16 protein-coding genes are annotated in these 23,294 nt (G+C 66.2%); 14 read left to right on the forward strand and 2 right to left on the reverse strand.

Annotated elements, in window-relative coordinates:
• Window positions 1-11: 11 nt before the first annotated feature.
• From ACOQPH_RS02150 to ACOQPH_RS02160, 3 genes are read left to right on the forward strand one after another with little or no spacing between them, the layout of a single operon-like run.
• Window positions 12-3,248 (forward strand): hypothetical protein, encoded by a 3,237-nt coding sequence (locus ACOQPH_RS02150; RefSeq protein WP_420623113.1) that lies wholly within the window; start codon window positions 12-14, stop codon window positions 3,246-3,248.
• Window positions 3,245-4,936, forward strand: coding sequence for a hypothetical protein (locus ACOQPH_RS02155; protein ID WP_420623114.1), 1,692 nt, complete (start codon window positions 3,245-3,247; stop codon window positions 4,934-4,936). The genes ACOQPH_RS02150 and ACOQPH_RS02155 overlap by 4 nt, the downstream gene beginning before the upstream one ends.
• A gap of 7 nt (window positions 4,937-4,943) precedes the next feature.
• A complete protein-coding gene (locus ACOQPH_RS02160) occupies window positions 4,944-5,387 on the forward strand; it encodes a thioredoxin family protein (protein WP_420623115.1) in 444 nt (147 codons plus the stop codon).
• Here the strand turns inward: ACOQPH_RS02160 and ftsH are convergent.
• Complete coding sequence (gene ftsH / locus ACOQPH_RS02165; RefSeq protein ID WP_420623116.1) at window positions 5,384-7,471, reverse strand: ATP-dependent zinc metalloprotease FtsH; 2,088 nt, start codon at window positions 7,469-7,471, stop codon at window positions 5,384-5,386. The genes ACOQPH_RS02160 and ftsH overlap by 4 nt on opposite strands.
• A 101-nt stretch (window positions 7,472-7,572) precedes the next feature.
• Here ftsH and ACOQPH_RS02170 point away from each other — a divergent pair, with 101 nt between their 5' ends.
• A complete protein-coding gene (locus ACOQPH_RS02170) occupies window positions 7,573-10,929 on the forward strand; it encodes a glycosyltransferase (RefSeq protein ID WP_420623117.1) in 3,357 nt (1,118 codons plus the stop codon).
• 5 nt (window positions 10,930-10,934) lie between these two features.
• On the opposite strand, the gene ACOQPH_RS02175 is transcribed toward ACOQPH_RS02170, so the two are convergent.
• Window positions 10,935-12,545, reverse strand: coding sequence for a KamA family radical SAM protein (locus ACOQPH_RS02175; protein WP_420623118.1), 1,611 nt, complete (start codon window positions 12,543-12,545; stop codon window positions 10,935-10,937).
• 215 nt (window positions 12,546-12,760) lie between these two features.
• Here ACOQPH_RS02175 and manB point away from each other — a divergent pair, with 215 nt between their 5' ends.
• From manB to ACOQPH_RS02225, 10 genes are all read left to right on the forward strand, one after another.
• The gene (gene manB, locus ACOQPH_RS02180) at window positions 12,761-14,119 is read left to right on the forward strand and encodes a phosphomannomutase/phosphoglucomutase (protein WP_420623119.1); all 1,359 of its coding nucleotides are present in this window, start codon (window positions 12,761-12,763) and stop codon (window positions 14,117-14,119) included.
• A gap of 62 nt (window positions 14,120-14,181) precedes the next feature.
• Window positions 14,182-14,418 carry a Trm112 family protein gene (locus tag ACOQPH_RS02185; protein WP_420446723.1) on the forward strand — a complete coding sequence of 79 codons (237 nt, stop codon included), beginning with the start codon at window positions 14,182-14,184 and terminating at the stop codon, window positions 14,416-14,418.
• Between the two features lie 46 nt (window positions 14,419-14,464).
• Window positions 14,465-15,550 carry an SIS domain-containing protein gene (locus ACOQPH_RS02190; RefSeq protein ID WP_420623120.1) on the forward strand — a complete coding sequence of 362 codons (1,086 nt, stop codon included), beginning with the start codon at window positions 14,465-14,467 and terminating at the stop codon, window positions 15,548-15,550.
• Between the two features lie 13 nt (window positions 15,551-15,563).
• Window positions 15,564-17,030 (forward strand): adenosylhomocysteinase, encoded by a 1,467-nt coding sequence (gene ahcY, locus ACOQPH_RS02195; RefSeq protein ID WP_420623121.1) that lies wholly within the window; start codon window positions 15,564-15,566, stop codon window positions 17,028-17,030.
• 50 nt (window positions 17,031-17,080) lie between these two features.
• A complete protein-coding gene (locus ACOQPH_RS02200) occupies window positions 17,081-17,722 on the forward strand; it encodes a ComF family protein (RefSeq protein ID WP_420623122.1) in 642 nt (213 codons plus the stop codon).
• A 1-nt stretch (window position 17,723) separates the two neighbouring features.
• The gene (hpf, locus tag ACOQPH_RS02205) at window positions 17,724-18,386 is read left to right on the forward strand and encodes a ribosome hibernation-promoting factor, HPF/YfiA family (protein ID WP_420623123.1); all 663 of its coding nucleotides are present in this window, start codon (window positions 17,724-17,726) and stop codon (window positions 18,384-18,386) included.
• A gap of 53 nt (window positions 18,387-18,439) precedes the next feature.
• On the forward strand, window positions 18,440-21,232 hold the full coding sequence (secA, locus tag ACOQPH_RS02210; protein WP_420623124.1) for a preprotein translocase subunit SecA: 2,793 nt from the start codon (window positions 18,440-18,442) through the stop codon (window positions 21,230-21,232).
• Window positions 21,233-21,253: 21 nt separating this feature from the next.
• On the forward strand, window positions 21,254-22,375 hold the full coding sequence (prfB, locus tag ACOQPH_RS02215; RefSeq protein ID WP_420624292.1) for a peptide chain release factor 2: 1,122 nt from the start codon (window positions 21,254-21,256) through the stop codon (window positions 22,373-22,375).
• Between the two features lie 56 nt (window positions 22,376-22,431).
• Window positions 22,432-22,686, forward strand: a complete 255-nt coding sequence (locus ACOQPH_RS02220; RefSeq protein ID WP_419552478.1) for an antitoxin — start codon at window positions 22,432-22,434, stop codon at window positions 22,684-22,686.
• On the forward strand, window positions 22,683-23,108 hold the full coding sequence (locus tag ACOQPH_RS02225) for a type II toxin-antitoxin system VapC family toxin (protein WP_420623125.1): 426 nt from the start codon (window positions 22,683-22,685) through the stop codon (window positions 23,106-23,108). The genes ACOQPH_RS02220 and ACOQPH_RS02225 overlap by 4 nt, the downstream gene beginning before the upstream one ends.
• Window positions 23,109-23,294: the final 186 nt, after the last annotated feature.

Below are 23,294 nucleotides of genomic sequence, written 5' to 3' on the forward strand. Positions count from 1 at the left end.
GTGACATCGCCATGACTTCGCCCGTCTCCACCGGACTGTCGTCCGAGGGCGCCGTGGGTCCGGCAGTCCTGGCACCTCCACCGGCGGTAGCAGCCATCGTCACGATGGGATCGCGATGGTCCGACACCGAGGCCACCTTGCGCGCATTGGCTGCGCAGGACTATCCACGGCTCGCCGTGCTGGTGCTGTGCGATGCGGAGGGCGCACAGGGCCGCCGTGTTCAGGAAGCGTTCCCGACCGCCGCTGTCGCAAATCGAGTGTCGTCACGACGGAATCGCAGCCGCGGCCCGCACCGCCAGCGCACGGGAGCAGTCAACAATCGGGGCGCGTCGCTGGTGCGCGGAGCGGACTATCTCCTGTTCCTGTCCGATCGCGTCGCGCTGGCAGCCGACGCCATCAGCACCCTGATTGAAGACGCCGAGAATGCCCCAGGCAGAATCGTCGGCATCGCCGGCCCCAAGCTGCTGGACGCCGACGACGCCGCGACGTTGCGCGACCTGGGCGGCACAGCAGACCGTCTCGGCGTTCGAATTCCCGTCGCCGGCGAAGGCGAGCTGGATCAACAGCAGCATGACGAGGCCCGCGATCTGTTCGTGGCGCCAACCGAAGCCCTCCTGGTGCGTGAGGACTACTTCCGTATCGTCGGCGGGTTCGATCCTGCTCTCGAAGGCGACGGCGCCGTCGTCGACTTGTGCTGGCGGATTCAGCTGTCCGGTGCTCGCGTCCGTGTCGTACCGGCCGCAACCGGGCTGCTGCGGCCCGAAGTCGCACGCGCCCCGCAAGGGCCCTCGGTGCGCCAGCACAACCACCGCGCTCGGCTTCGCACTCTGCTCAAGTGCTACGGGTGGGTGCACTTGCTGCCGGCTGCGGCGCTCGCAGCATTGCTCGGCGTGGGTGAGGTGCTCTTCTCGGCGCTGCGCGGGAGGTTCGCTCAGGCCGCCGATGTGACACTGGCTTGGCTGTGGAACGCGCGCCATGTGGGAGGCACATTCGCTCTGCGAGGTGCCGCCAAGCGTTACCGGCGGGTACGCGACGCCGATCTGCGTCGATTGCAGCAGGGCGGTTCGGTGCGAGTCGCCGACTGGCTCCGATACCGCCTGAGTCCCGAAGGAGGTCTGGCTGCACGAACCACCATCGACGAGAGCATCTTGGGCACATGGCGACGCAACGCGCACCGATCCGTGTGGGTGGTCTGGCTGCTCGTGCTCGGCTCCATTGCCTTCGGCTCCCGCCACCTGCTGCGGGGAGGCATCCCCGCATACGGTCAGTTCTCAGCGTTCGCCGACGCCGGCACGATGCTCGGGGCGTATCTCGACGGTTGGCGCGACAGCGGTGTCGGTGCCCCGGGCATCGGCCATCCGGCAATGGGCCTGCTGGGCCTCGGCGGGACCGTCGCGCTGGGTGCCACAGGACTGTTGAGAGGTATCGCCGTCTGGGGCCTGGTCCTGGCCGGCCTTGTCGGCATCTGGAAACTGTGCGCGTCCTCACCGAGCCGCAATGGCAGGTTGGTCGCACTGGTGCTGTACGCCGCCTGCCCGCTGCCGTACAACGCGTTCGCCGGCGGTCGTTGGGACGTGTTGCTGGCCTACGGGACTGCACCGGTGGTTGTGTTGCTCGTGAGCCGGCTGATCGGCGCGTCCCCCGCTCGGGGCCCCCGCGACGGAAGCCGGCGCGGCACCTCGGCCAGGGTGGCATCGCTTGGGTTGCTCCTCGCCGTGGCAGCGGCCTTCGAGCCGTTCATCGTCGTGCTGGCCCTGGCTGCAGCGTTGGCCCTCGCCGTTGTGGAGTTGATGAGGCGAACGGCGAGCCGCGAGCCGATCGGTACACCGCTTGCCGGATTGCTGCAGGTTGTCGGCGCAGTGGCGCTCGCTTTCGTTGCGCACCTTCCCTGGCTGATCGAGTTCGGCTCATTGCAGGCCTACTTCGATGCCTCACTCGGCAATCGCACGGCCTCGACGCCGTCATCGCTGCCTGAGCTGCTGCGATTCCAGACCGGTCCGCTCGGCGAGTTGCCGCTCAACTGGGGGCTGGTGGCTGCTGCAGTTGTGCCCCTCCTGGTCGCACGCGGCGCTCGGTTGTGGTGGGCGGTGCGCGGCTGGCTGGTAGGGCTTGCCGGCTTCGCCCTTGCATGGGCCATCGTCGCAGGATGGGCCGATGTCCTGGTGGGCGAGAGGTTGTTGGGGCACTCGCTGGCGGCGGTATCTCTGGCGCTGGGGGCCGTGGGTCTGTGCTGGGCGGCAACTTCGGGACCGGCGGCGCTCGCAGCCGACGACGGCGACACGTCGCCCCGGATTCGCAGTGCGATGGTCTTGCTGTGCGGCATCGCTGTCGGGGCCATGGTGCTCCCTACGGCGTGGGCATCGGTCGACGGCAATTGGTCAGCTCCGGGCTTCGACCACCGAGTGCCGTTGGGACTGGTCGACGACCGCGACGTCGGACCCGACTACCGAGTCCTCTGGATCGGCGCTCCAGAGGTCTTGCCGCTGCGTGGCACCGATCTCGGCGTGGAGGGACTTGCGGCGGGGACTTCGGTACGGGGATACCCCGACGTGAGGCATTCGTGGGCGACTCCGCAGGCACCCGGCACCGAGCGCCTGCTTGAAGCTGTTCGGATCGGGCTGGCGGGCGACACGCTGCGGTTGGGGAGGCTGCTGGGGTCGTTCGGCATCAGGTACGTGGTGGTGGTAGAGCGCTCAGGCCCGTCGTACTCCGATGGTTGGGACCGACCGGTGTCATCGGCTACCTCTGAGGCACTCGCCTCCCAGATCGATCTGCGCCCCCTGGCGGCGGATCCATCGGTGCAGGTGTTCCGCAACGAGGCGTGGTGGTCGTCGCGTTCGCAGTTCGAACAGCCGATCCCGGCCAGCTTCGCCACTAATCCGGTCGACCTCGTGGTGAGCGATTTGAGCGACGGCATCGGGGTGCTCACCGACTACCAGTCGGCCACGAGCCAATTCGGGTCTGTGGGCGCCGGAGCGGTACTGGTGGCTGAGACCTACGACCCGGGCTGGTATCTCCAGATCGGGGACACACGGACGGAGCCGACTCCGGCGCTGGGTTGGGCGATGCGCTTCGATCCTCCCCACGCTGGGCAGGCTGAGCTGAGCTATGAGCGCTCGGTTGCCGTCTCTAACCGGACGGCGGCTCAAGCGCTGATCTGGCTGGCGATGGTCTGGGTTGCGATCGGCCAGCCCACGCCGCTCGCCGATCGCGTGACTGCCTCCTTGAAGCGGTTGGTACGACGATGAGGATCATCCGCTGGCTGCCGCGGCTGTTGATCCCGCTGCTGATCGTTGCGGCCTTGGTGATCGATGCGCGCATCGATCGGGACCTGCCGACGGCCGCGGTCAACGGGCGTGAGGCGCTGACGCGAGTCGTGGTACCGCCACCTGACGCATTGACGTCGAGCTGGTTCTGCCCGGTCGTCGGCATGCGGGTTCCGGTTCGGGGATTCGGCGAGACAACTACAGAGCTGCTGCTCACGAACATGACCGGTGCAACGGCATCGGTATCGGTCGAGCTGCGCGGCCGTACGACGGGCCGGCAATTCGTGAGGGCTGAAGTTGCACCGCAGAGCACCGGGGTCGTGAACACCTCCGACTATGCGCGCGACGAGGTCATCGGGGCGCTGGTGGAGGCCTCCTCGGGCGGTCTGGCAGTGACGCGGAGATTCGTGTCCCCGCTTGGGGTGGACGAGGCTCGCTGTTCAAGCGTGCTGGCCCCGAACTGGTACGTCCCGGTCGGGGACACCCAGGCCGATGCGCTGGGACTGCTCGCAATCATGAATCCACTGCCGCGGGACGCAATCGTCGACGTCACATTTGCCTCGGAGGCGGAATTCGGACCGTTCGTCGCACCAGCGCTGACCGGGGTGGTGGTACCAGCGTGGAGCACGGTTGTCGTCAACGTCGGCGAACATGCACGTCGCAGAGATGTTGTGGCTGCATCGGTGCGGGCCCGCACAGGTCGCGTCGCGGTGGATTCCTTCGTGGCCTATGACGGGAGCATCGGCCGGCGTGGATTTGCTGCGGAGCTGGCTTCGGTGAACCTCGGCGGACGCTGGCTCGTGCCGGTGGCCGGTATCGACGATGGAACACACCTGTGGGTACGGATCTTCAATCCCTCCGATGAGGTCGCGGAAGTCGTCGCATCGGTGGTGGCTGAGGGCTTAGCGGGTGACCGTGTGGCATTCGCGGTGGCATCGCACGATGTCACGGAGTTGACGATCTCCGCGCCTGGCGAGCTGGCACCTGGACTCGACACGCTCCTCGCCCCGCCGGGCCTCCCATTCGGAGTCTCCGTTGTCTCGCAGAACGATGTCCCGATCGTCGTGTGGGCGGAGACGCTGGTCGGCACCCCAGCGAGCCCGCTGACCGACATTGCGCTTGCCTCAGACCGTGTTGACGCTGCCGCCGAGTCTGTCTCCGAGCTTTCCGGCGGCGAGTCTTCGACGGTGGTCGCCCAGACCGACGAATCGGCTTCGGCCGGCACGCAGACCGGCGACCCTGAATCTGACGATGCTGACGCAGAGGCAGTGGTCGAGATCCGCCCGCCCGTGCTGGGGGCGCAGTCGGGTTTGGCATTCGTGCCCGGCATCGTCCAAACGAGCGATCGATGGCTGGTCGTCGTCGGGCCCGAACCCGGCGCTGAGGCGTTTCTGACGATCATGGTCGATCCGCTGGCCACTGCCGCCCAAAGCGCTGACCCCGATGCTGATCCAGCAGTCGAAGGGGGCAGCGACCGCCGGGTCGTGGTCGGAACGCTGAACCGTGAGACGGTCGCCGTCATCGACGTGCCAGCATCGGGTGTGGTCACGCACCGGCTCGGCAGCGGCACGACCCGCCTCCTGGCGTCCGACACGCCGTTCGCAGTGTTGCTGTGGCAATCACGGATCGGCGGCGTCGGCTTGAGCGTGGCCCATCCGCTGAGATGGTGAAGCGCTGATGGAGCGTCTCGCTATTGCTGCGGTGTTGGTCGTCGTCGCGCTCGCGGTGGCCTATCTGGCCCAGCGCCGCCGAGGCGCAGCGGCCACATCAGTGACGAGATCGGAATTGCCCGCGGCCGTAGATCTCACGGCGGTGGGCATCACCTCCGGCCCGGCACTGGTGGTCTTCACCGAGGAGACATGCCGCACCTGTGCAGCAGCGCTGGCTGTCATCCGGGGACCCGCCGGCGCTGGGCTGCCGGTCGCCGAAGTGCCATTCGGGGCTGAACGGGAGCTGCATCGCCAGCACGGCATCGACACCGTGCCCACGACGGTGGTCACCGACGCTGACGGTCAGGTCATCGACGGCTGGGTCGGCCGTGTTGATCTGTCTGGGCTGACCGCGGCGCTCGCACAGGTTGTGCGCCGCTCCGATCCCCCGCAGGGCCCCTCAGCGGGCTAGTCGGCCACCTGCGGCGGGGGAGCAGCTTGCTCGATGAGGGGAATCGTCGGCGCGTCCTGCGCATCGTCCGTCACGAGGGGGTCGTCCGTGTCGGACCCCTCGGGGGCGTCGAGTTGCCCATTGCCGGCCGCTGCCGTCTCATCGGGATCCCGATCGGCAACGAGCGCCGTGATCTGGGAGCCCGTGATGGTCTCGTGTTCGAGCAGGGCGGCGGCGATCCGGTTCAGCGCCGGGCGGTTCTCGACGAGCGCGCGGCGAGCCCGATCTTGCTGGGTCCGCAGGATCCGCTCGACTTCCTCGTCGATGACCCGGGCGGTCTCGTCGGAGTAGTCGCGCCCCGAGACGAGATCCTCGCCGAGGAACACTTGCGCGTGCGATCCCCAGGCCATCGGTCCCACCCGGTCGCTCATGCCCCACTCGGAGACCATCTTGCGAGCCAACTCTGTGCCTTGAACCAGGTCGTTGGCCGCTCCAGTCGAGGTCACGCCGAAGACGGTTTCCTCGGCCATGCGTCCGCCGAAGAGCACAGCCAGCCGGTCCTCGATGTAGTTCTGGCTGTAAGCGTGGCGTTCCTCGGGCAGCTGCATGGTGACGCCGAGCGCCTGTCCGGTCGGCAGGATCGTCACCTTGTGGACGGGGTCGGCATGCGGGAACAGCGTGGCAATGAGCGCGTGCCCGCCTTCGTGATATGCGGTGACTTCCCGCTCGTGCTCCGTCAGCGCCACCGACTCGCGACGCTGGCCCATCAGCACCCGGTCTCGCGCAGCTTCAAAATCTATCTGGGCAATCGTTTCCGATTCTCGCCGGACGGCGTGCAGGGCCGCCTCGTTGACCAAGTTGGCCAGGTCGGCGCCGCTCATGCCGGGAGTGCCCTTCGCCAGGGTTTCGAACTGCACGTCCTCGTCGGTTTTCTTGTCTTTGGAGTGCACCGCCAAGATGGCCAGCCGTTCGGAGTACTCCGGCAGCGGCACCACGACTTGGCGGTCGAACCGACCCGGCCGCAGCAGCGCGGGATCCAAGATGTCGGGCCGGTTGGTTGCGGCCATCATCACGATGCCGCCGCTCTCTTCGAAGCCGTCCATCTCGGCCAGCATCTGGTTGAGCGTCTGCTCACGCTCGTCGTGCCCGCCGCCAAGACCGGCGCCTCGCTTGCGGCCGATCGAGTCGATCTCGTCGATGAAGATGATCGCCCGCCCGAGTTTGCGGGCGTTCTGGAACAGGTCGCGCACGCGGCTGGCACCGACGCCTACGAACATCTCCATAAAGTCCGAGCCGGTGACCGACAGGAACGGCACACCGGCTTCTCCGGCCACAGCGCGGGCAATGAGCGTCTTGCCGGTGCCTGGCGGACCCACCAGCAGCACGCCCTTGGGAACCTTGGCACCGATGGCGGTGAAGCGTTCGGGCGCGCTCAGGAAGTCGACCACCTCGGTGATCTCCTGCTTGACGCCCTCATAGCCGGCGACGTCGTCGAACTTCGTCGACGGACGTTCCGTGGTGTAGGTCTTGGCCTTGCTGCGGCCGATCGACATGATCCCCGACATCTGCCCCTGTGCACGCCGCTGCATCCACCAAAAGAGCAGGAAGATCAGGCCGAATGGCAGCAGGAACGGCAGCAGGCTGACGAGCAGGTTGGGCCTGTCGGTGTGGAACTCGATGGCGACGCCACGTTCTCTCAGCAAGGCGAGATCGGTTTCGGGGAGTTCGACAGGCCCCTCGGAGGAGAACGTGGTGCCGTTGACGAACTCGCCGGTGATCTCGCCGGTGCCGTTGGTGACGGTGACACTGTTGACGTTCCCCTCGGACACCTCAGCGATGAGAGCGCTGTAGTCGATGGGCTCGCTGTCGTCGTTCCCCAGGATGCCCGGCAGGAACATCACCGAAAGCAGCACGATGGCGAGCAACCAGATCGACCAGCGGGGCCAGCGTTCGCTACGCCGGCGAACGCCGGATCCTGATGAAGACGGGCTTTCGGGGTGGGAGCGCTCGTTCGAGTCGTCGTCGGCCGGCGCGTCGGAGGGCTCGCTGGCGCGCGGCTTGCGCGCGCGGGAGTGCCGCTCGCCCGAGGGCACCTCAGAAGCCATGGGTTCATGCTATGGCGGCGCTCCGGCTACCAGTAGCCGCGCGGCACCACCGGACCCACAGTGCTGACGATGGTCGCAGGCCAGACCACTAACCTGCGCGGGTGGCCGCACTGACCATGCGCCCCTCGCGCGCAGGGGCGGTGCTGCCGGCGTGGATCGAAGCGGCAGTGGTCCTGGCGAGCTGCACGGCCGTTGTTGTGTGGCTTGACCCTGGCGGGGTCCTGTCGGTGGCGACGCCCACAGGTGGGGACATGGGCGCTCACGTCTGGGGCCCAGCGTTCCTGCGCGATGAGCTCCTGCCAGCGGGTTCGCTGCGAGGCTGGACACCGGAGTGGTACGCGGGCATGCCGGCCATGCAGTTCTACATGGTGCTGCCCTACCTGATGATCGTGGCAGCAGATGTGGTGTTGCCCTTCGGCGTGGCGTTCAAGCTCATTGCGATCAGCGGTGTCGTCTCGATGCCTGCCGCCGCATGGCTGATGGGATTGCTGGCGGGCTGGGCACGTCCCTTGCGGGTACTGGCTGCGGTGGCCCTGCTGCTGTTCGTCTTCGACGTGAACTTCACGATTTACGGCGGGAACGCCGCGTCGACGCTGGCGGGGGAATTCGCCTTCTCGATCGCGTTGTCGGCGACGCTTGTCTACCTGGGCATGCTCTGGCGCTCGCTCGAGCGGGGTACCGGGCGCGCACGGGCAAGCGTGGCCCTGGCGTTCGTGGCTCTGTGCCACCCCATCCCGCTGGCGTTCGCCGTGACGGCAAGCATCTTGATGGTCGCAGTGCGCAGCCTGCATGCGCTGCCCGATCGCATCGGCCGAGTTCGGGCAATGGGCTCGTCGATCGCTGCGATCGTGTTGTGGGCCGCTGTGTGGAATCTCACCGACGCTGCGCTGCCTCGGCTGGCCGTACCGGCTGCGGCCGTCATGGTGCTGGTAGCGCTCGAATGGCGGCGGGCGACCCATGCACTCGCCATCGGCGTCATCGGCGGGCTCCTGTCGGCGTTTTGGACGGTGCCGTTCGCGGTCCGCCGGACGTTCTTGAATGACATGGGCTGGGAGCGACTCACCTCCGTACGAGAGCACCTGTTCTTTGCCGACGAGATCAGCGGCGACGGAGCCCATCACAACATCACCTGGCTGCTCGTGCTCGCAGGCATCGGCGCTGCGGTCGGTTTGGCGCGCTGGTACCGCCCAGCGTTGACGTGGACGGCCATCGCCATCACGATGGCCCTCGCATTTGTCCATTGGCCTCAGCACCGGCTGTGGAACGCGCGCATCCTGCCCTTCTGGTACTTGGCGTTGTACCTGCTGGCAGCGATAGGCCTCTGGCTCGTCATCGAAGGGCTGACTCGCAGGGACTCGGACCATCCCCACCCCGGCGGCGAGCAGCTGGTCCCGGCGGCGCGCTGGGTGCGCATGCTGGTGCCGGTCGCCGCATTGGTGGCGGCGGTGGGCCTGCTGGCACTGTGCTTCGGCGACGCTCCGGGCGGCAGGCTCGATGCCAGCGGGGCCTACCGCTGGGGTCCGCTCACGGTGTCTGCAGAGGACCGCAATTTCGTCTCGGGCTGGGCGCGCTGGAACTTCCGCGGCTACGAGGGGCGACCGTCGTACCCCGAGTACTACGAGTTCGTCACTGCGATGAGCGATGTCGGCGATCAGTTCGGCTGCGGGCGTCTGCTGTGGGAATACGACCGCGACGTCGTGGGCGCGTATGGCACTCCGATGGCCCCGATGCTTCTGCCGCATTGGACTGACGGCTGCATCGCATCGATGGAAGGTCTCTACTTCGAATCTTCACCGACGGTGCCGTTCCATTTCCTCATGCAGTCGGAGATGTCGGCGGCACCGTCGCGTCCGATGCGCGGCCTTCCCTACAACGCCCTGGACTTCGCGCTGGGAGTTCCGCACCTGCAGATGTCGGGTATTCGGTACTACGCATCGTTCAGCTCCGAGGCGACCGCAGCGGCAAATCAATCCGCTGGCTTGAGGCACATCGCCTCGGCAGGCCCGTGGTCGATCTACCTCGTCGCTGACAGCGACGTGGTGTCTCCGCTGTCCTTCGAGCCCGCGGTCGCACCCGATGTGCCCCAAGCCGGGCGGGCCTGGACCGACCCGGCGGCGATCTGGTGGAACGACCCAGAGGCGTGGGATGTGCCGATCGCGGCACAGGGGCCGCAGCATTGGTCCCGGGTGGCATTGCTGCTGTCTCCCGGCGGCGACAGCGGCACGTCGGGTTCATTGGCGAGGTTCAGCGCAGCACCGCGGCGCGCGCTGCCGCCGGTGCAAGTCAGCGACATCGACACTGGGCGGGACTGGCTGTCGTTCTCGGTGGACCAGCCCGGTGTTCCGGTGCTGGTGAAGGTGTCCTACTTTCCGAACTGGTCCGCACGCGGCGCCGACGGGCCCTACCGCGTGACGCCCAACTGGATGGTGGTGATTCCCACCGATGAGCACGTTGAGCTCATCTATGGCGCCACGGCCGTCGAATACCTCGCCTGGCTGGCAACAGTGCTCGGGGCAATCGCGCTGGCGGTCGTCGCAGTGCGGCCCCCGGTACGGTTCGACCGCCGCCGCTCGCTTGGATCGCGTCACCGGGATCCGTGGATGCCCCCGCTGGACGAGCCGGAGCCCGCTGGCAGCGGGACCGAACCCAGCGTTACGGCTGTACCAATTGCCGGCGAGATCGCTGAAATCCTCGACGACGCACCCGAGGTGTCTGTCGTGCTGCCGGCCTACCAAGCTGCACACCTCGTCGGAGCGGCGGTGACGGAGATCAGCGCTGCCTTCCTGCGCAACGAAGCCCTGGACGGTCGACTCGAGATCGTGGTGGTGGACGACGGCTCGACCGACGGCACAGCGGAGGCGGCCCGGCGAGCCGGTGCCGATGTGGTGGTGTCGTCGGAGGCGAACCGCGGAAAGGGCGCAGCCGTGCGCATGGGAATGCTCGCTGCGAGCGGGCGACTGCGTCTGTTCACCGATGTGGACTTGGCCTACCCGCCTGGACAGCTCAGTTTCCTCATCGATGCGCTTGAGGGAGGTGCTGACGTGGCGCTCGGCAACCGCCGCCACGCCGAGGCACGCACCATCAGTCCGGCACCGCCCATGAGGGCACTCGCGAGCCGGATGTTCAATGTCTTCACTCGCTTGGTGCTGTTGCGCCGCTACCGAGACACGCAGTGCGGCTTCAAGGGCTTTACGGCGACCGCAGCACAGCAGATCTTCAGCCGCTCCGTCATCGACGGGTTCGCTTTCGACGTGGAAGTGCTGTATCTCGTCGAACACTTCGAACTGACGGCCACTGAGGTGCCTGTAGCCGTGGATCACTCAGCCGACACGACGGTCCGGCTCACCTCTCAATCGCTGAGGGTGATCGCCGACATCTGGCGCATCCGCCACCGGGCAGCGGCCGGCGCGTATGGCGCGTTGGGGGCTTACACGCTCCAGGCTGAAACGCCGGCGTGAGGTGGTCAGGCCCCGGCGTCGCGTAGCGCTGGTGCTGGTTCGCCGGCCGGACTCTTCGGGTGCGTCCTGCGCTCGTTGCTGGCGACGACGGCCATGAGCGGCGCCGGCCGTGCTTGGCCGGGTGTCAGACCCTTCTTGGGCGTCGGGTGGTGTCGTGATCGGGAGCGCGGGGCGTCAACACCGCTCGGTCGCTGCTGGCTGAACAGACCGGCTTCATCAACAAGCACCCGGTCTTCGTATTCATCGAACCACAAGGCCTCTGGGTTGCGACCGACGATCGTGACTTTGCCCCGGTCGGGAGCGTGAGCCGGGTTGCGCAGCACCTTGAAGATCACGACGCCGTTTTCGGCGCCCCGCAGACCGGCGATCGGACCGTCGGTCACTGCGGAGACCTCTGTCTTGCCCTTGTAGTGCACGATCGTGAGCCGGGCGTGAGATTCCACCCCGGACAATCCGCGTTGGGATTCGTTGAGGAGCGCCCACGCCGTCTCGATGGGCACGTTGAAAGCCTTGTAGGCGACGATGTTGCGTCCGCAGAAGAAATAGTGGTTCTCGACTCCGACACTCTTGAGCGTCCGTTGCAGGGTTCGCAGTGCACTCGCATCGTTGTTGACGCCCGCGATGATCGGCGTCTGATTCTCCACGCTGATCCAGCCGCGTCCTACGAGCTCATCGACCGCCCGCCGTGTGTTGGGACGCCATTGCAAGAAGCCCTTGTCGTCACTGATGTACTGCCCGTCGGAGTCCTTCATCAAGAACTCGTCGGGGTGGTTGAAGTGGATCATGAATCGCATCGAGACATCGGGGTAGACGTCGTGAAAGCGATCGATCATCGAGAAGAAGGCCTCGTCGAAGCGATCCGGATGGAACGCCAGCTCCTTGGTTCCGATCCGGATGACCTCGGTGCCTGCTTCCGCCAAGGCTGTAAACCACGCTGCAAGCTTGGAATTCGGCAGGACCATGGGGTCGCCGCCTGACAGGAGGATCTCGCGCAATTTGGGCCGACCGGTCTCCGGATGCGTCCCTCCGTTTGCTGCGACAGCGGCATTGTGTGCCCGGATGTAGTCGGTGATTTCGCCGACATGTGCAAGGCCCTTTTTCTTGACCGTGCCGTCAGAGCGCTCAATTTCTTTGCGCCCAATCAATTCCTCGCGATAGCAGAACCTGCAATGTGCTGAGCACGTCGAAATAACATACAGCAATCCCATTTCATACTTGTGCAACAGACCTTCGATTGGGCTGTAATCAAGTTGATTAGCGGGGTCAGGATCACCTTCAAGATTCGCAGTCTCGTCCGCGGATGCCTTGACGAGTTTTTTCAGTGCGGAACTGGACTTCGCCATTTCGAAGTAGTGCCGGGTAATCTTGACCGGCATTCGTGTTTCAACATCGCGTTCAGTATCGCGTAATTGGCGTAAATCATCGAGCTCTTGGGCGGTGTAGAAATTTTGGAAATCTTCAGGCGCAGAGCCACTCATAAAGGGGTCAAGACCATTGACAATCTGACGGTCGTACCTAGGATTCTCGACCTCGTCAAGTACCAATTGTTCACGATTTGTTGGCTGATATTTACTCTTCATCATCGCCTCGTCCGCTTGCTTCAGACAGGTTCGCATCCCACTCTCTGCTCCCACTCTAGGTAGGTGGGCGTGCAAATTGCAAGGGGGTTGCCCTCAACTGCCGCGCACCGCTGCGCGGAACTGCGCAGATCGACCATGCACAACGCGCATCTGATTCACATCTCAATCGCCCCAGAAGTCGCCGGACTCAGGGCATCCTCGACGATTGCAGGGATCATTACGGGACGCGCCGCTTAGGCTCGGGAAGCGTTATGCGGGGCCCCATTGATCCTGTGCCAGCCGATGTCTTGGCGGGCATCGTCAAGGCATATGACATACGTGGTATTTGTCCCGACGAGCTGGGTCCGTCGGCAGCGCGTGGCATCGGCTACGCCTTCGCTGAGTGGTCGGGTGCGACACAGCTCGTACTGGGGCGGGACATGCGTCCGAGCGGTGTCTCGTTGGCCGATGCGTTCGCCAGCGGTGCCCAGGCAGCCGGGGTCGACGTCATCGACATCGGGCTGGCTTCGACGGACCTGCTCTATTTCGCTTCGGGCCACCTGGACCTGCCAGGAGCAATGCTGACGGCATCGCACAATCCGGCTGCCTACAACGGCGTCAAGCTGTGCGGACCCGGCGCTGCACCGGTAGGTGCCAGCAGCGGTCTCGCCGACATTGCTCAGCGGGCAGCACAAGGTGCTACGTCGACTGCCGGCGGGGGCCAGCGCCACTCGCGTGACCTGCTCGACATGTTCGCAATCCATGTCCGTTCGTTCGTCGACGTCGAGTCGCTTGCCCCCATGCGAGTGGTGGCGGACACGGCCAACGGCATGGGGGGCCACGTGCTGCCGGCGGTCTTCGGGCCGCTGCCGTTCGAGTGGGAGCTGATGTACGGCGAGCTCGACGGCACCTTTCCCAACCACCCGGCCGACCCGATCCAGCCCGAGAACCTCGTCGATCTCAGCGAGCGCGTGCTGGAGATTGGGGCCGATATCGGCCTTGCGTTCGATGGCGATGCGGACCGGGTCTTTCTCACCGACGAACGCGGCCGTGCGGTGAGCGGATCGCTGCTCACTGCGCTGGTTGCGCAAGCCATGCTGCGCCGCTGCGGTCCGGGGCCGATTCTCCACAACCTGATCTGCTCCCGCGCCGTGCCCGAGGTCATCACTGAAGCGGGCGGCCAGCCACTGCGCACCCGGGTGGGTCACAGCTACATCAAGGCAGAAATGGCGCGCACCGGTGCCGCCTTCGGTGGCGAGCACAGCGGCCACTACTACTTCGCCGACAACTACCGTGCCGATTCAGGTCTGATCGCTGCGCTGGTCGCGCTCGAACAGCTGAGCACCGCAGCAGTGCCGTTGTCGGAGCTGCTTGCGCCCTTGGACCGGTATGCGTCCTCAGGCGAGATCAACACTCGTGTTGCCGATATTGACGAGGTGCTGCGCCGGGTGTCGACGCGCTTTGCCAGGTACTCCCAGGACCACCTCGATGGTCTCACCGTCGACGCAGGCGACTGGTGGTTCAACTTGCGGCCGTCCAATACCGAGCCGTTGCTCCGGCTGAATCTCGAAGCGCCCGACGCCGAAGCTGTGGCAGAACGAGTGAGCGAAATCAGGGCGCTGCTGGCATGATCGCCACGTGGATCCGCAACCGACGTCGGACGGCTGGCTCCGGCCGCGTCCAAGAGGTACGCATGGGACTTGATCCGGCCTTGTCAGAAATCCTGGCTTGCCCGCAGGACAAGGGACCGCTCTACTTCGTGGCGGAGCAGGATCTGCTCTACAACCCGCGCTTGGGGCGGACCTATTCCATCGACAACGGCATCCCCGTGTTGCTGATCGACGAGGGTTCCGACGCAGATCCAGCCACCGCCGCAGCGCTGGACGCTCGCATCGCGAGCGGCGAACTCAGTCCGACGTTCGAACAGTGACCCGCAACGCAGACCGGTCAGCGCCTGGCGCGGGGAGGCTCTTGGGATGACTCGGTCGACGGGGCTTGACCGAACCGGCACCGACTCGATGGGGATGGCGGCCGCCACCCATGCACTGCCGGCCCAGCTCGAGGCCGCGCTGGCCGCCGCCGTAGACGTGGTGGGCCCAGCAGGGAGCGACCCGATCACCAATGTCGTCGCCATGGGCATGGGAGGTTCGGGGGTCGCCGGGGACATCACCTCGGCGCTCGCGGCGCCGCACATGCGTGTGCCGGTCACCGTTGTCAAGGGGTACGAGTGTCCCGTCTTTGTCGGCCCGCAAACGCTGGCGATAGCGGTCTCATTCAGCGGCAACACCGAAGAGACCCTCGAAGCGGCCACGGCTGCGCATGACGCCGGCGCCTCAATTGTCGCAGTCACCTCAGGCGGCCAGCTGGCCGAGCTGGCTCGCCACTGGGGTGCGCCGCTCTATGAAGTGGACAGCAGCATCCCGATGCCGAGAGCGGCAGTCGGCGCCATTTCGGTCGCGCCCCTCGTGGCGCTCGAACGTGCTGGTTTGCTGTCGGGTATTGCCGGCTGGGTCGGCGCGACCCTTGCCCAGCTGGGTTCGCGCCAAGACAGCACCGACACTGGGGTCGATTCGCTTGACGGGCTCGTCAGCGCGATCGGCAACGGCGAGATGCTGCCGGTCTTCTACGGCGGGGGCGCACTGGGGGTCGTCGCCGCGGGCCGCGCCAAGGCCCAGATCAACGAGAACGTCAAGATCCCGGCATACGCCAGCGCGATGCCTGAGCTGTGCCACAACGAGTTGGCCGGATGGGACCAGGCAGGCCGCGCCGTCGACGGCTCGCCCTTGGCGGTGATCGCGCTGCGTCACGATTTCGAACATCCTCAGATCTGGCGCCGCTACGACTTCACCCGCCGCATCTTGGACGGCGCCCGCGTCGCTGTGCCCTACGCAGAGTTGCGTGCCGCTGGCGAGGGCGCGATGGCGCAGCTGTTCGACCTCATTTACCAGGTCGATGTCCTGAGCCTGCGCATCGCCGCAGCAGCCCGGCGCGACCCCGGCCCAGTCCCACTGCTCACTGAACTCAAGACGTATCTCGCCGGGCATCCTGCTCGCCAGCCGTGACCAAGGTGATCCGATGACTGCGACTCTCCAGCCGACAACCGACTTTGAGGTCGCCGATCTCGGCTTGGCGGCAGCGGGCCGCCGGCAGATCGAGCTGGCTGAGGCCGAGATGCCTGGGCTCATGGCGCTGCGCGCCCGGCACTTCGACGCGCAGCCGCTGCGGGGGGCCCGCATCACCGGCTCGCTGCACATGACCGTGCAGACCGCCGTGCTCATCGAGACGCTGACCGATCTCGGAGCTCAGGTGCGCTGGGCCTCGTGCAACATCTTCTCCACCCAGGATGAGGCAGCGGCAGCGGTGGTGGTCGGGCGGGACGGGACTCTCGACGAGCCGCGGGGCGTGCCGGTCTTCGCGTGGAAGGGCGAGACGCTCCCGGAGTACTGGCGCTGCAACTACCGCGCGCTGCGCTGGCCGGACGGTCCCGGTCCCACGCTGATCGTCGACGACGGCGGCGATGCCACTTTGATGGTCCACCTTGGCGCCCGCTACGAGAGCATGGGCGAAGTCCCGGTCCTGCTGGCCGACGGTCCCGATGCGGCCCCTCCCGACGAGGTCGCGGTGCACGAGTTGCTTGGCGAGTTGCAGCAGACCGAGCCCGGCCTGTGGGCAGAGATTGCGGCGGGCATCCGCGGCGTCTCAGAGGAGACCACCACTGGCGTGAACCGGCTCTACGACATGGCTGCCCGCGGCGAGCTGACCTTCCCGGCGTACAGCGTGAACGACTCGGTCACCAAGTCCAAGTTCGACAACCTCTACGGCTGCCGCCATTCGCTCATCGACGGCATCAACCGGGCAACCGACGTCATGCTCGGCGGCAAGGTGGCGTTCGTGGCGGGCTACGGCGATGTCGGCAAGGGCTGCGCACAGGCGCTTCGGGGCCAAGGCTGCCGGGTCATAGTCTCGGAGATCGACCCCATCAACGCGCTGCAAGCCGCCATGGAGGGTTTCGAAGTCGACCGGCTCGAAAACGTGCTCGACATCGCCGACATCTACGTCACCGCGACCGGCAACCGCGACATCATCTCCGCCGAGCACATGTCGCGTATGAAGCACCAAGCCGTCGTGGCCAACATCGGGCACTTCGACAACGAGATTGACATGGCGGGCCTGGCGGCGATGTCAGATGTCCGGCGAAACCCGATCAAGCCCCAGGTGGACGAGTTCGTCTTCCCGACCGGCAATTCGATCATCGTGCTGGCCGAAGGCCGGCTCGTGAATCTGGGCTGCGCGACCGGGCATCCCAGCTTCGTGATGTCGATGAGCTTCACGAACCAGGTGCTCGCCCAGCTCGAACTGCATGCGCACGCATCCGAGCTTGACGTCGACGTCCACGTGCTGCCCAAGCACCTCGACGAGGAGGTGGCGCGCCTGCACCTCGACAAGCTCGGGGCCAAGCTCACCCGCCTGACCTCAGAGCAGGCCTCCTACCTCGGCCTCGACCCTGAGGGCCCCTACAAGGCAGACCGCTACCGCTACTGACGCCCAAATTCGCTTCAGCACCCGGCGGCCGCGCACCTACGGTCCGCGTCATGCTGTTCGAAGTGCGCTGTCCTGGCTGCCACGCATTGGGATGGTGCCCGTGCGCTGAGTGCATCGGGGCACTGAGCGATCCCGAGCCGGCGTCGGTACCGGGTGCCGAATCGGTCGCCCTGCTCTTCTCGCACGACGGCGTCGGTCGCGAGTTCATCCATGCGCTCAAGTACCGGGGCGAGCGAGCCATCGCGCGATGGCTCGGAGAATCGCTCGCCCTCGCACACCTCGCAGCGCCGTCACAGGGGTCGATCGACACAGCGGCGGCTCTGCCGGCGCGCATCGACACAGTCACCTGGGCGCCGACGACGGCAGCTCACCGCCGCTCGCGCGGCTTTGACCAGGCTGAGACGCTGGCGAGAACAACCGCCAAGGCGTTGCGTGTGCGCCCGGCGCGGTTGTTGCGGCGGATCGGCACGAGAGCACAGTCGGGCGCCAGCAGAACCGAACGTCTCCACGGTCCACGTTTCAATGCACGCGTTCGTGTCGCGGGGCGCCGGATTCTGCTTGTCGATGACGTGCTCACCACCGGGGCGACGCTGCGCGCCGCGACCGCTGCGTTGTTGGATGCGCGCGCAGCCTCCGTGCACGTGGCAGCGTGTGCTCGGCGGGGTCACGACGGTGCCGCGTCTGTTGCCTAACATGGCAATCCCTTCACTTCGGGCAGGAACGTCTCACCGGGCAGCTACCCAGAAAGCCGAGGCAATGCAGATCATCATCACGGGTCGCAAGGTTCAGGTTCCCGACGATGTGCGGGCTGCGGTGGAGCGGAAGATCGGGGCGCTGGACAGATTCGTCGGTGACCTGGATCGGGCCGAGGTGGTGTTCCGGGAGGAGAAAAACCCGCGCATCGCCGAGCGTGAGCAGGTGGAGGTCACACTGCTCGGGCACGGACACCGTGTGCGCGCCTCAGTGTCCGGCGTTGACCAGCACCAAGCGGTCGACCTCGCAGTCGGCAAGCTCGGCAAGCAGTTGCGCAAGCTCAAGACTCGTGTTGTACGGCGCCGGCGCCCGAACCTGCAACGCGATGAGGTCCACCATCCGCTGGCTCGCCTCGACAACGAACTGGTCAACGGTGCTGTGGCTCCCGAGCAGGCGGCGGACATCGACGACCCTGAATGGGTCCCGCGTATCGTGCGCCGCAAGACGTTCGAGCTGGAGTTTATGGATCCCGCCGAAGCGGTCGCCCGGATGCAGCTGCTCGACCACGATTTCTTCCTCTTCGTGAATGTCGACAGCGACAAGCCGAGCGTGGTGTACCTGCGCTCGGACGGAGACGCTGGGCTCATCGAGATCGACGCCTGAACCTTTCTTTAATCCTCGGCTCTGGTGCTGGGGGCCAGCGGTAGCCTGCGCTCGTGGCTCTGTTTCAGCGTGTGCTCCGTGCCGGGGAAGGCAAGAAGCTGCGCCTGCTGGAGGAGTTGGCTCCCGAAATCAACGCCGTCGAGCCAGAGGTGGAGCGGCTCTCCGATGACGAGTTGCGGGCTCGCACGGGCGAGTTTCGCGCTGAGCTCGACCGCGGCGCCGACCTCAACGACGTCCTCGTCGATGCCTTCGCGGTCATGCGCGAGGCGGCGCGCCGTGTCATCGGCCAGCGCCACTACGACGTGCAGCTCATCGGCGGGGCGGCGCTGCATTTCGGCTGGGTGGCCGAGATGCGCACCGGCGAGGGAAAGACGCTCGTCTCGACCCTGCCGGTGTACCTCAATGCGCTGAGTGGCAAGGGCGTCCACATCGTCACCGTGAACGACTACCTGGCCGCCCGCGACGCCGAGTGGATGGGCCGCATCCACCGCTTCCTGGGTATGGAGGTGGGGCTCGTGGTGCCCGGCCCCTACGACGCTGCGCACAAGCGTCGCCAGTACGCCGCCGACATCACCTACGGCACCAACAACGAGTTCGGCTTCGACTATCTGCGAGACAACATGGCGCCGAATCGCAGCGTCCAAGTCCAGCGCGGCCACAATTACTGCATCGTCGACGAGGTCGACTCGATCCTCATCGACGAGGCGCGGACGCCGCTCATCATCAGCGGCCGGGTTGCGGACGCCGCCAAGCTCTACCAGCAGTTCGCTCGTATCGCCGCGACGATGATCCGCGACGTCGACTACGAGGTCGAAGAAGACAAGCGCAACGTGGCAGTGCTCGAGCCGGGCATCACCAAGGTCGAGCGGGCGCTCAACATCGACAACCTGTACGACGAGGTCTCGGCCAACCTGGTTCACCAGATGAACGCCGCACTGCGGGCCAAGGAGCTCTACCGGCGCGACAAGGACTATGTCGTCTCTCATGGCGAGGTGAAGATCGTCGACGAATTCACGGGCCGCATCCTTGAAGGGCGGCGCTGGAGCGAGGGCCTCCACCAGGCAGTCGAGGCCAGGGAGGGGGTGGCGATCAAAGAGGAAAACCAGACGCTCGCCACCATCACGCTGCAGAACTACTTCCGCCTCTACGACAAGCTCGCCGGCATGACGGGCACGGCCGCCACTGAAGCCGCCGAGTTCAGCAACACCTACGGACTTGACGTCGTCCCGGTGCCGACCCACCTTCCCGTGGTGCGGGACGACCAGGGCGATCTCATCTACAAGACCGAGGCGGCCAAGCTGGAGGCCGTCGTCGACGACCTCGTTGAGCGCATCGGCGCGGGCCAGCCGACCCTTGTCGGCACCGTCAGCGTGGAGAACTCCGAGAAGCTGGCAGCCGCGCTCGATCGCAGGGGCATCGACCACAGCGTGCTCAACGCCAAGGAGCACACGCGCGAAGCTGAGATCATCGCCCAGGCGGGTCGGCTGGGCTCAGTCACCGTGGCCACGAACATGGCCGGCCGCGGCGTCGACATCCTGCTCGGCGGCAACCCTGAGGGTCTGGCGCGCCGCGACCTGCTGCGCGAGAAGCTCGATCCGGACGAGCCGGAGAACGCAGCGGAGCTGTCAGCCCGTGTCGAGCGCTACGAGCCCGAGTGCCGGGCGGAAGGCGACGCGGTGCGCAAGCTGGGCGGCCTCTACGTGCTGGGAACCGAGCGCCATGAGTCGCGGCGCATCGACAATCAGCTGCGGGGTCGTTCCGGGAGGCAGGGCGATCCGGGAGCGAGCCGTTTCTACCTCTCGCTGGAGGACGATTTGATGCGCCTGTTCGCCACCGGGGCGGTGAACTGGGTAATGGATCGCACGTTGCCCGACGAAGTGCCGCTGGAGGCGAAGATGGTCACCAAGGCCATCGAGCGGGCGCAGAACACCGTTGAGCAGAAGAATGCCGAAGTCCGCAAGAACGTTCTCAAGTACGACGAGGTGATGAACGAGCAGCGCAAGGTGATCTATGCGCGGCGGGAGCAGATCCTCGGTGGCGACGATCTGCGCGCCGAGTCGCTCGGCTATCTGCACGACGCTGCCGAAGCAGCAGTGCTGGATCACTGCACAGGCGATGTCGTTTCCGAGTGGGATCTCGACGGGCTGCTGGCCACGATCGGCACCTACTGGCCAACCGAGCTCACGGTTGCCGAGTTGTCGGGCGAAGCTCAGCGGGACTGGGGGGTCGCCGATGCGGTCGAGCTGGTGTCCACCGACGGCGAGCACCACTACACCGCACGAGAGGCCGAGATCGGATCCGAAGCGATGCGCGAGGTGGAGCGACAAGTGCTGCTGCGTCTCATCGACCAGCGCTGGCGGGAGCACCTCGCAGACATGGATCATCTGCGTGAGGGCATTCACCTGCGCGGGATCGGCCAGAAGGACCCCGTGGCGGAGTGGCAGCGAGAGGGCTTCGACATGTTCGCCAGCCTGCTCGAGCGGGTCTACCGCGACTTCGTCACCTACGTGATGCACGTGCAGGTCACATCGCCGGAGGCCGCCGCCGGATCAACGTCGACAACGGGGCCTGTGCCCTCGAGGCCAGCCGACGGTGCTGCTGGGGCCACAGATGTGCAGTACACCGCGCCGGATCTGACGCCGTCGACTGTCGGTGCTGGCAACGGCGCACCATCTGGTGCGGCTGCAGCCTCAGCGCCGCGCGGTCCCAGTGGTCCGTCGCAGTCGCGACGCATTGCTGCAGCTTCGACAGGCACCGTGGTCAAGTCAGCCGAGGAGAAGCTGGGCCGCAACGATCCGTGCCATTGCGATTCGGGCCGCAAGTTCAAGCACTGCCACGGCCGCTGAGGCGCCAACGTGAGCCGATCCTTGAGCGACTATGCCGACGCGTTGGCTGATCTGGTCCGGCGCGTGTCCGAGGCGCATCAGTACCTGGGGATCGACGAGGCCCGTGAGGTGGCGAACGGGCTGGAGGCCGAGGCGTCAGAGCCGTCGCTGTGGGATGACCCCGAACGTGCTCGTGCAGTCACCACCCGGCTGTCACGCGTGCGCGACGACATCGAGCGCTGGGAGCGGGCACGCGCAGAAGTGGACGACGCCACAGCGCTCGCCGAGCTGGCGGCCGAGGAGGACGGCGCCGAGCTGCTGCCCGAGATCGAAGAGGCCGTCGAAGCCGCCGAGCGCCGGCTCGCAGACATCGAGCTCATGGCGCTGTTCAGCGGCGAGCACGATGAGAACGACGCCGTGTGCGAGATCAATTCGGGTGCCGGGGGCACCGACGCCTGCGACTGGGCCGAGATGCTGCTGCGCATGTACCAGCGCTGGGCCGAGCGCAACGACTTCTCCGTCGAGCTGACCGAGGCGACCGACGGGGGAGAGGCTGGGATCAGCTCGGCAACCTTTCTTGTCAAGGGGTGCCATGCCTTCGGGTTCCTTGCAGCCGAACGAGGCGTGCATCGTCTGGTGCGCATCTCTCCGTTCGATGCGCAGTCCCGCCGCCACACGGCGTTCGCCTCGCTGAAGGTCGTCCCGTTCTTCGAAGAGGTCTCCGACGAGGTCCCCATCGACGAGGGCGATCTGCGCATTGACACGTACCGGTCGTCGGGGGCTGGCGGCCAGCACGTCAACGTCACCGACTCGGCCGTTCGCATCACGCACCTGCCCACGGGCATCGTCGTGGCGTGCCAGAACGAGCGCAGCCAGCACCAGAACAAAGACCGGGCCATGCAGATGCTGGCAGCAAAGCTCGCCGACTTGCAGCGCACCGAGCGCGAGGCAGAGGTTGCAGCCCTGGCGGGCGAACAGCGCGACGTGGCCTGGGGCAGCCAGATCCGCTCGTACGTGCTGCACCCGTATCAACAGGTCAAGGACCTGCGGACCAACGTCGAAGTCGGCAATGTCGACGCCGTGCTCGACGGCGACTTGAACGGCCTGATGGAGGCCTACCTGCGCTGGCAACGCTCCCAGCGGGGCGCAGACGGCGGGACTTGAGGCCGTCGAAGGCATTGACAGCAGAGCATCAAAATGGGTGATGCTATGCTGTCAACATGAGGACCACGGTGACACTCGATACCGATGCAGAGCAGATCATCCGGCGCCGCATGTCCGAGCGCAAGGTCTCGTTCAAGCAGGCACTCAACGATTTGCTGCGTGAGGCCGGTCCGAAGGGTGCGAGCCGGCGACCGTTCGCCACCCAGACGCGCTCGTTGGGCCCGCCGCAAGTCGATTTGACCAAGGCGCTTCAGCTTGCGGGGCAGCTCGAAGACACCGAGTTGGCCCGGCGAATGGAAACCGGTTCGTGAAGCTCGTCGATGCGAACGTCCTGCTGTATGCCGTCAACGAGGACGCCGACCGTCACCGCGAATCGAGGCGTTGGCTCGATTGGGCATTGAACGGCGGTGCGACGGTTGCTTTCGCATGGCTGGCGTTGTTGGCGTTCGTCCGCGTGTCCACTCACCGAGGCGTCTTCTCTCAGCCCTTGACACCAGCGGAAGCCATCGCACGGGCACGGGAGTGGATCGCTCAGCCAGCCGGCGTTGTCGTCGAACCCACGGCTCGGCACCTCGGCATCGTCTCGGAGCTGCTGGCGTCGTCGGGGTCCGGCGGGAACCTCGTCAACGACGCGCATCTTGCAGCGCTGGCGATTGAGCATCGCTGCGAGATCGTCTCGTTCGATCGCGACTTCAATCGCTTTGAAGGCATCCGACTCGAAGCGCCGTCCTGAGGGTGGCGTAGGAACCGACTGCACTAGGCGCCGCCGGCTGCGGTTTCGACACCGCAGCCGTGTGCGGGCCGCAGGCGGTGAACGGGTTTCACAAGGACGCTGGCGTACCGTAGGACTCAGCTCAATCTCATCCAGATCTGCTGTAGTCAAATCCCGGAAATAACCGACACAGCGATGCCGGAGTCT

This window comes from Candidatus Poriferisodalis sp., from assembly GCF_965221945.1.
Classification (GTDB): Bacteria; Actinomycetota; Acidimicrobiia; order Acidimicrobiales; family Poriferisodalaceae; genus Poriferisodalis.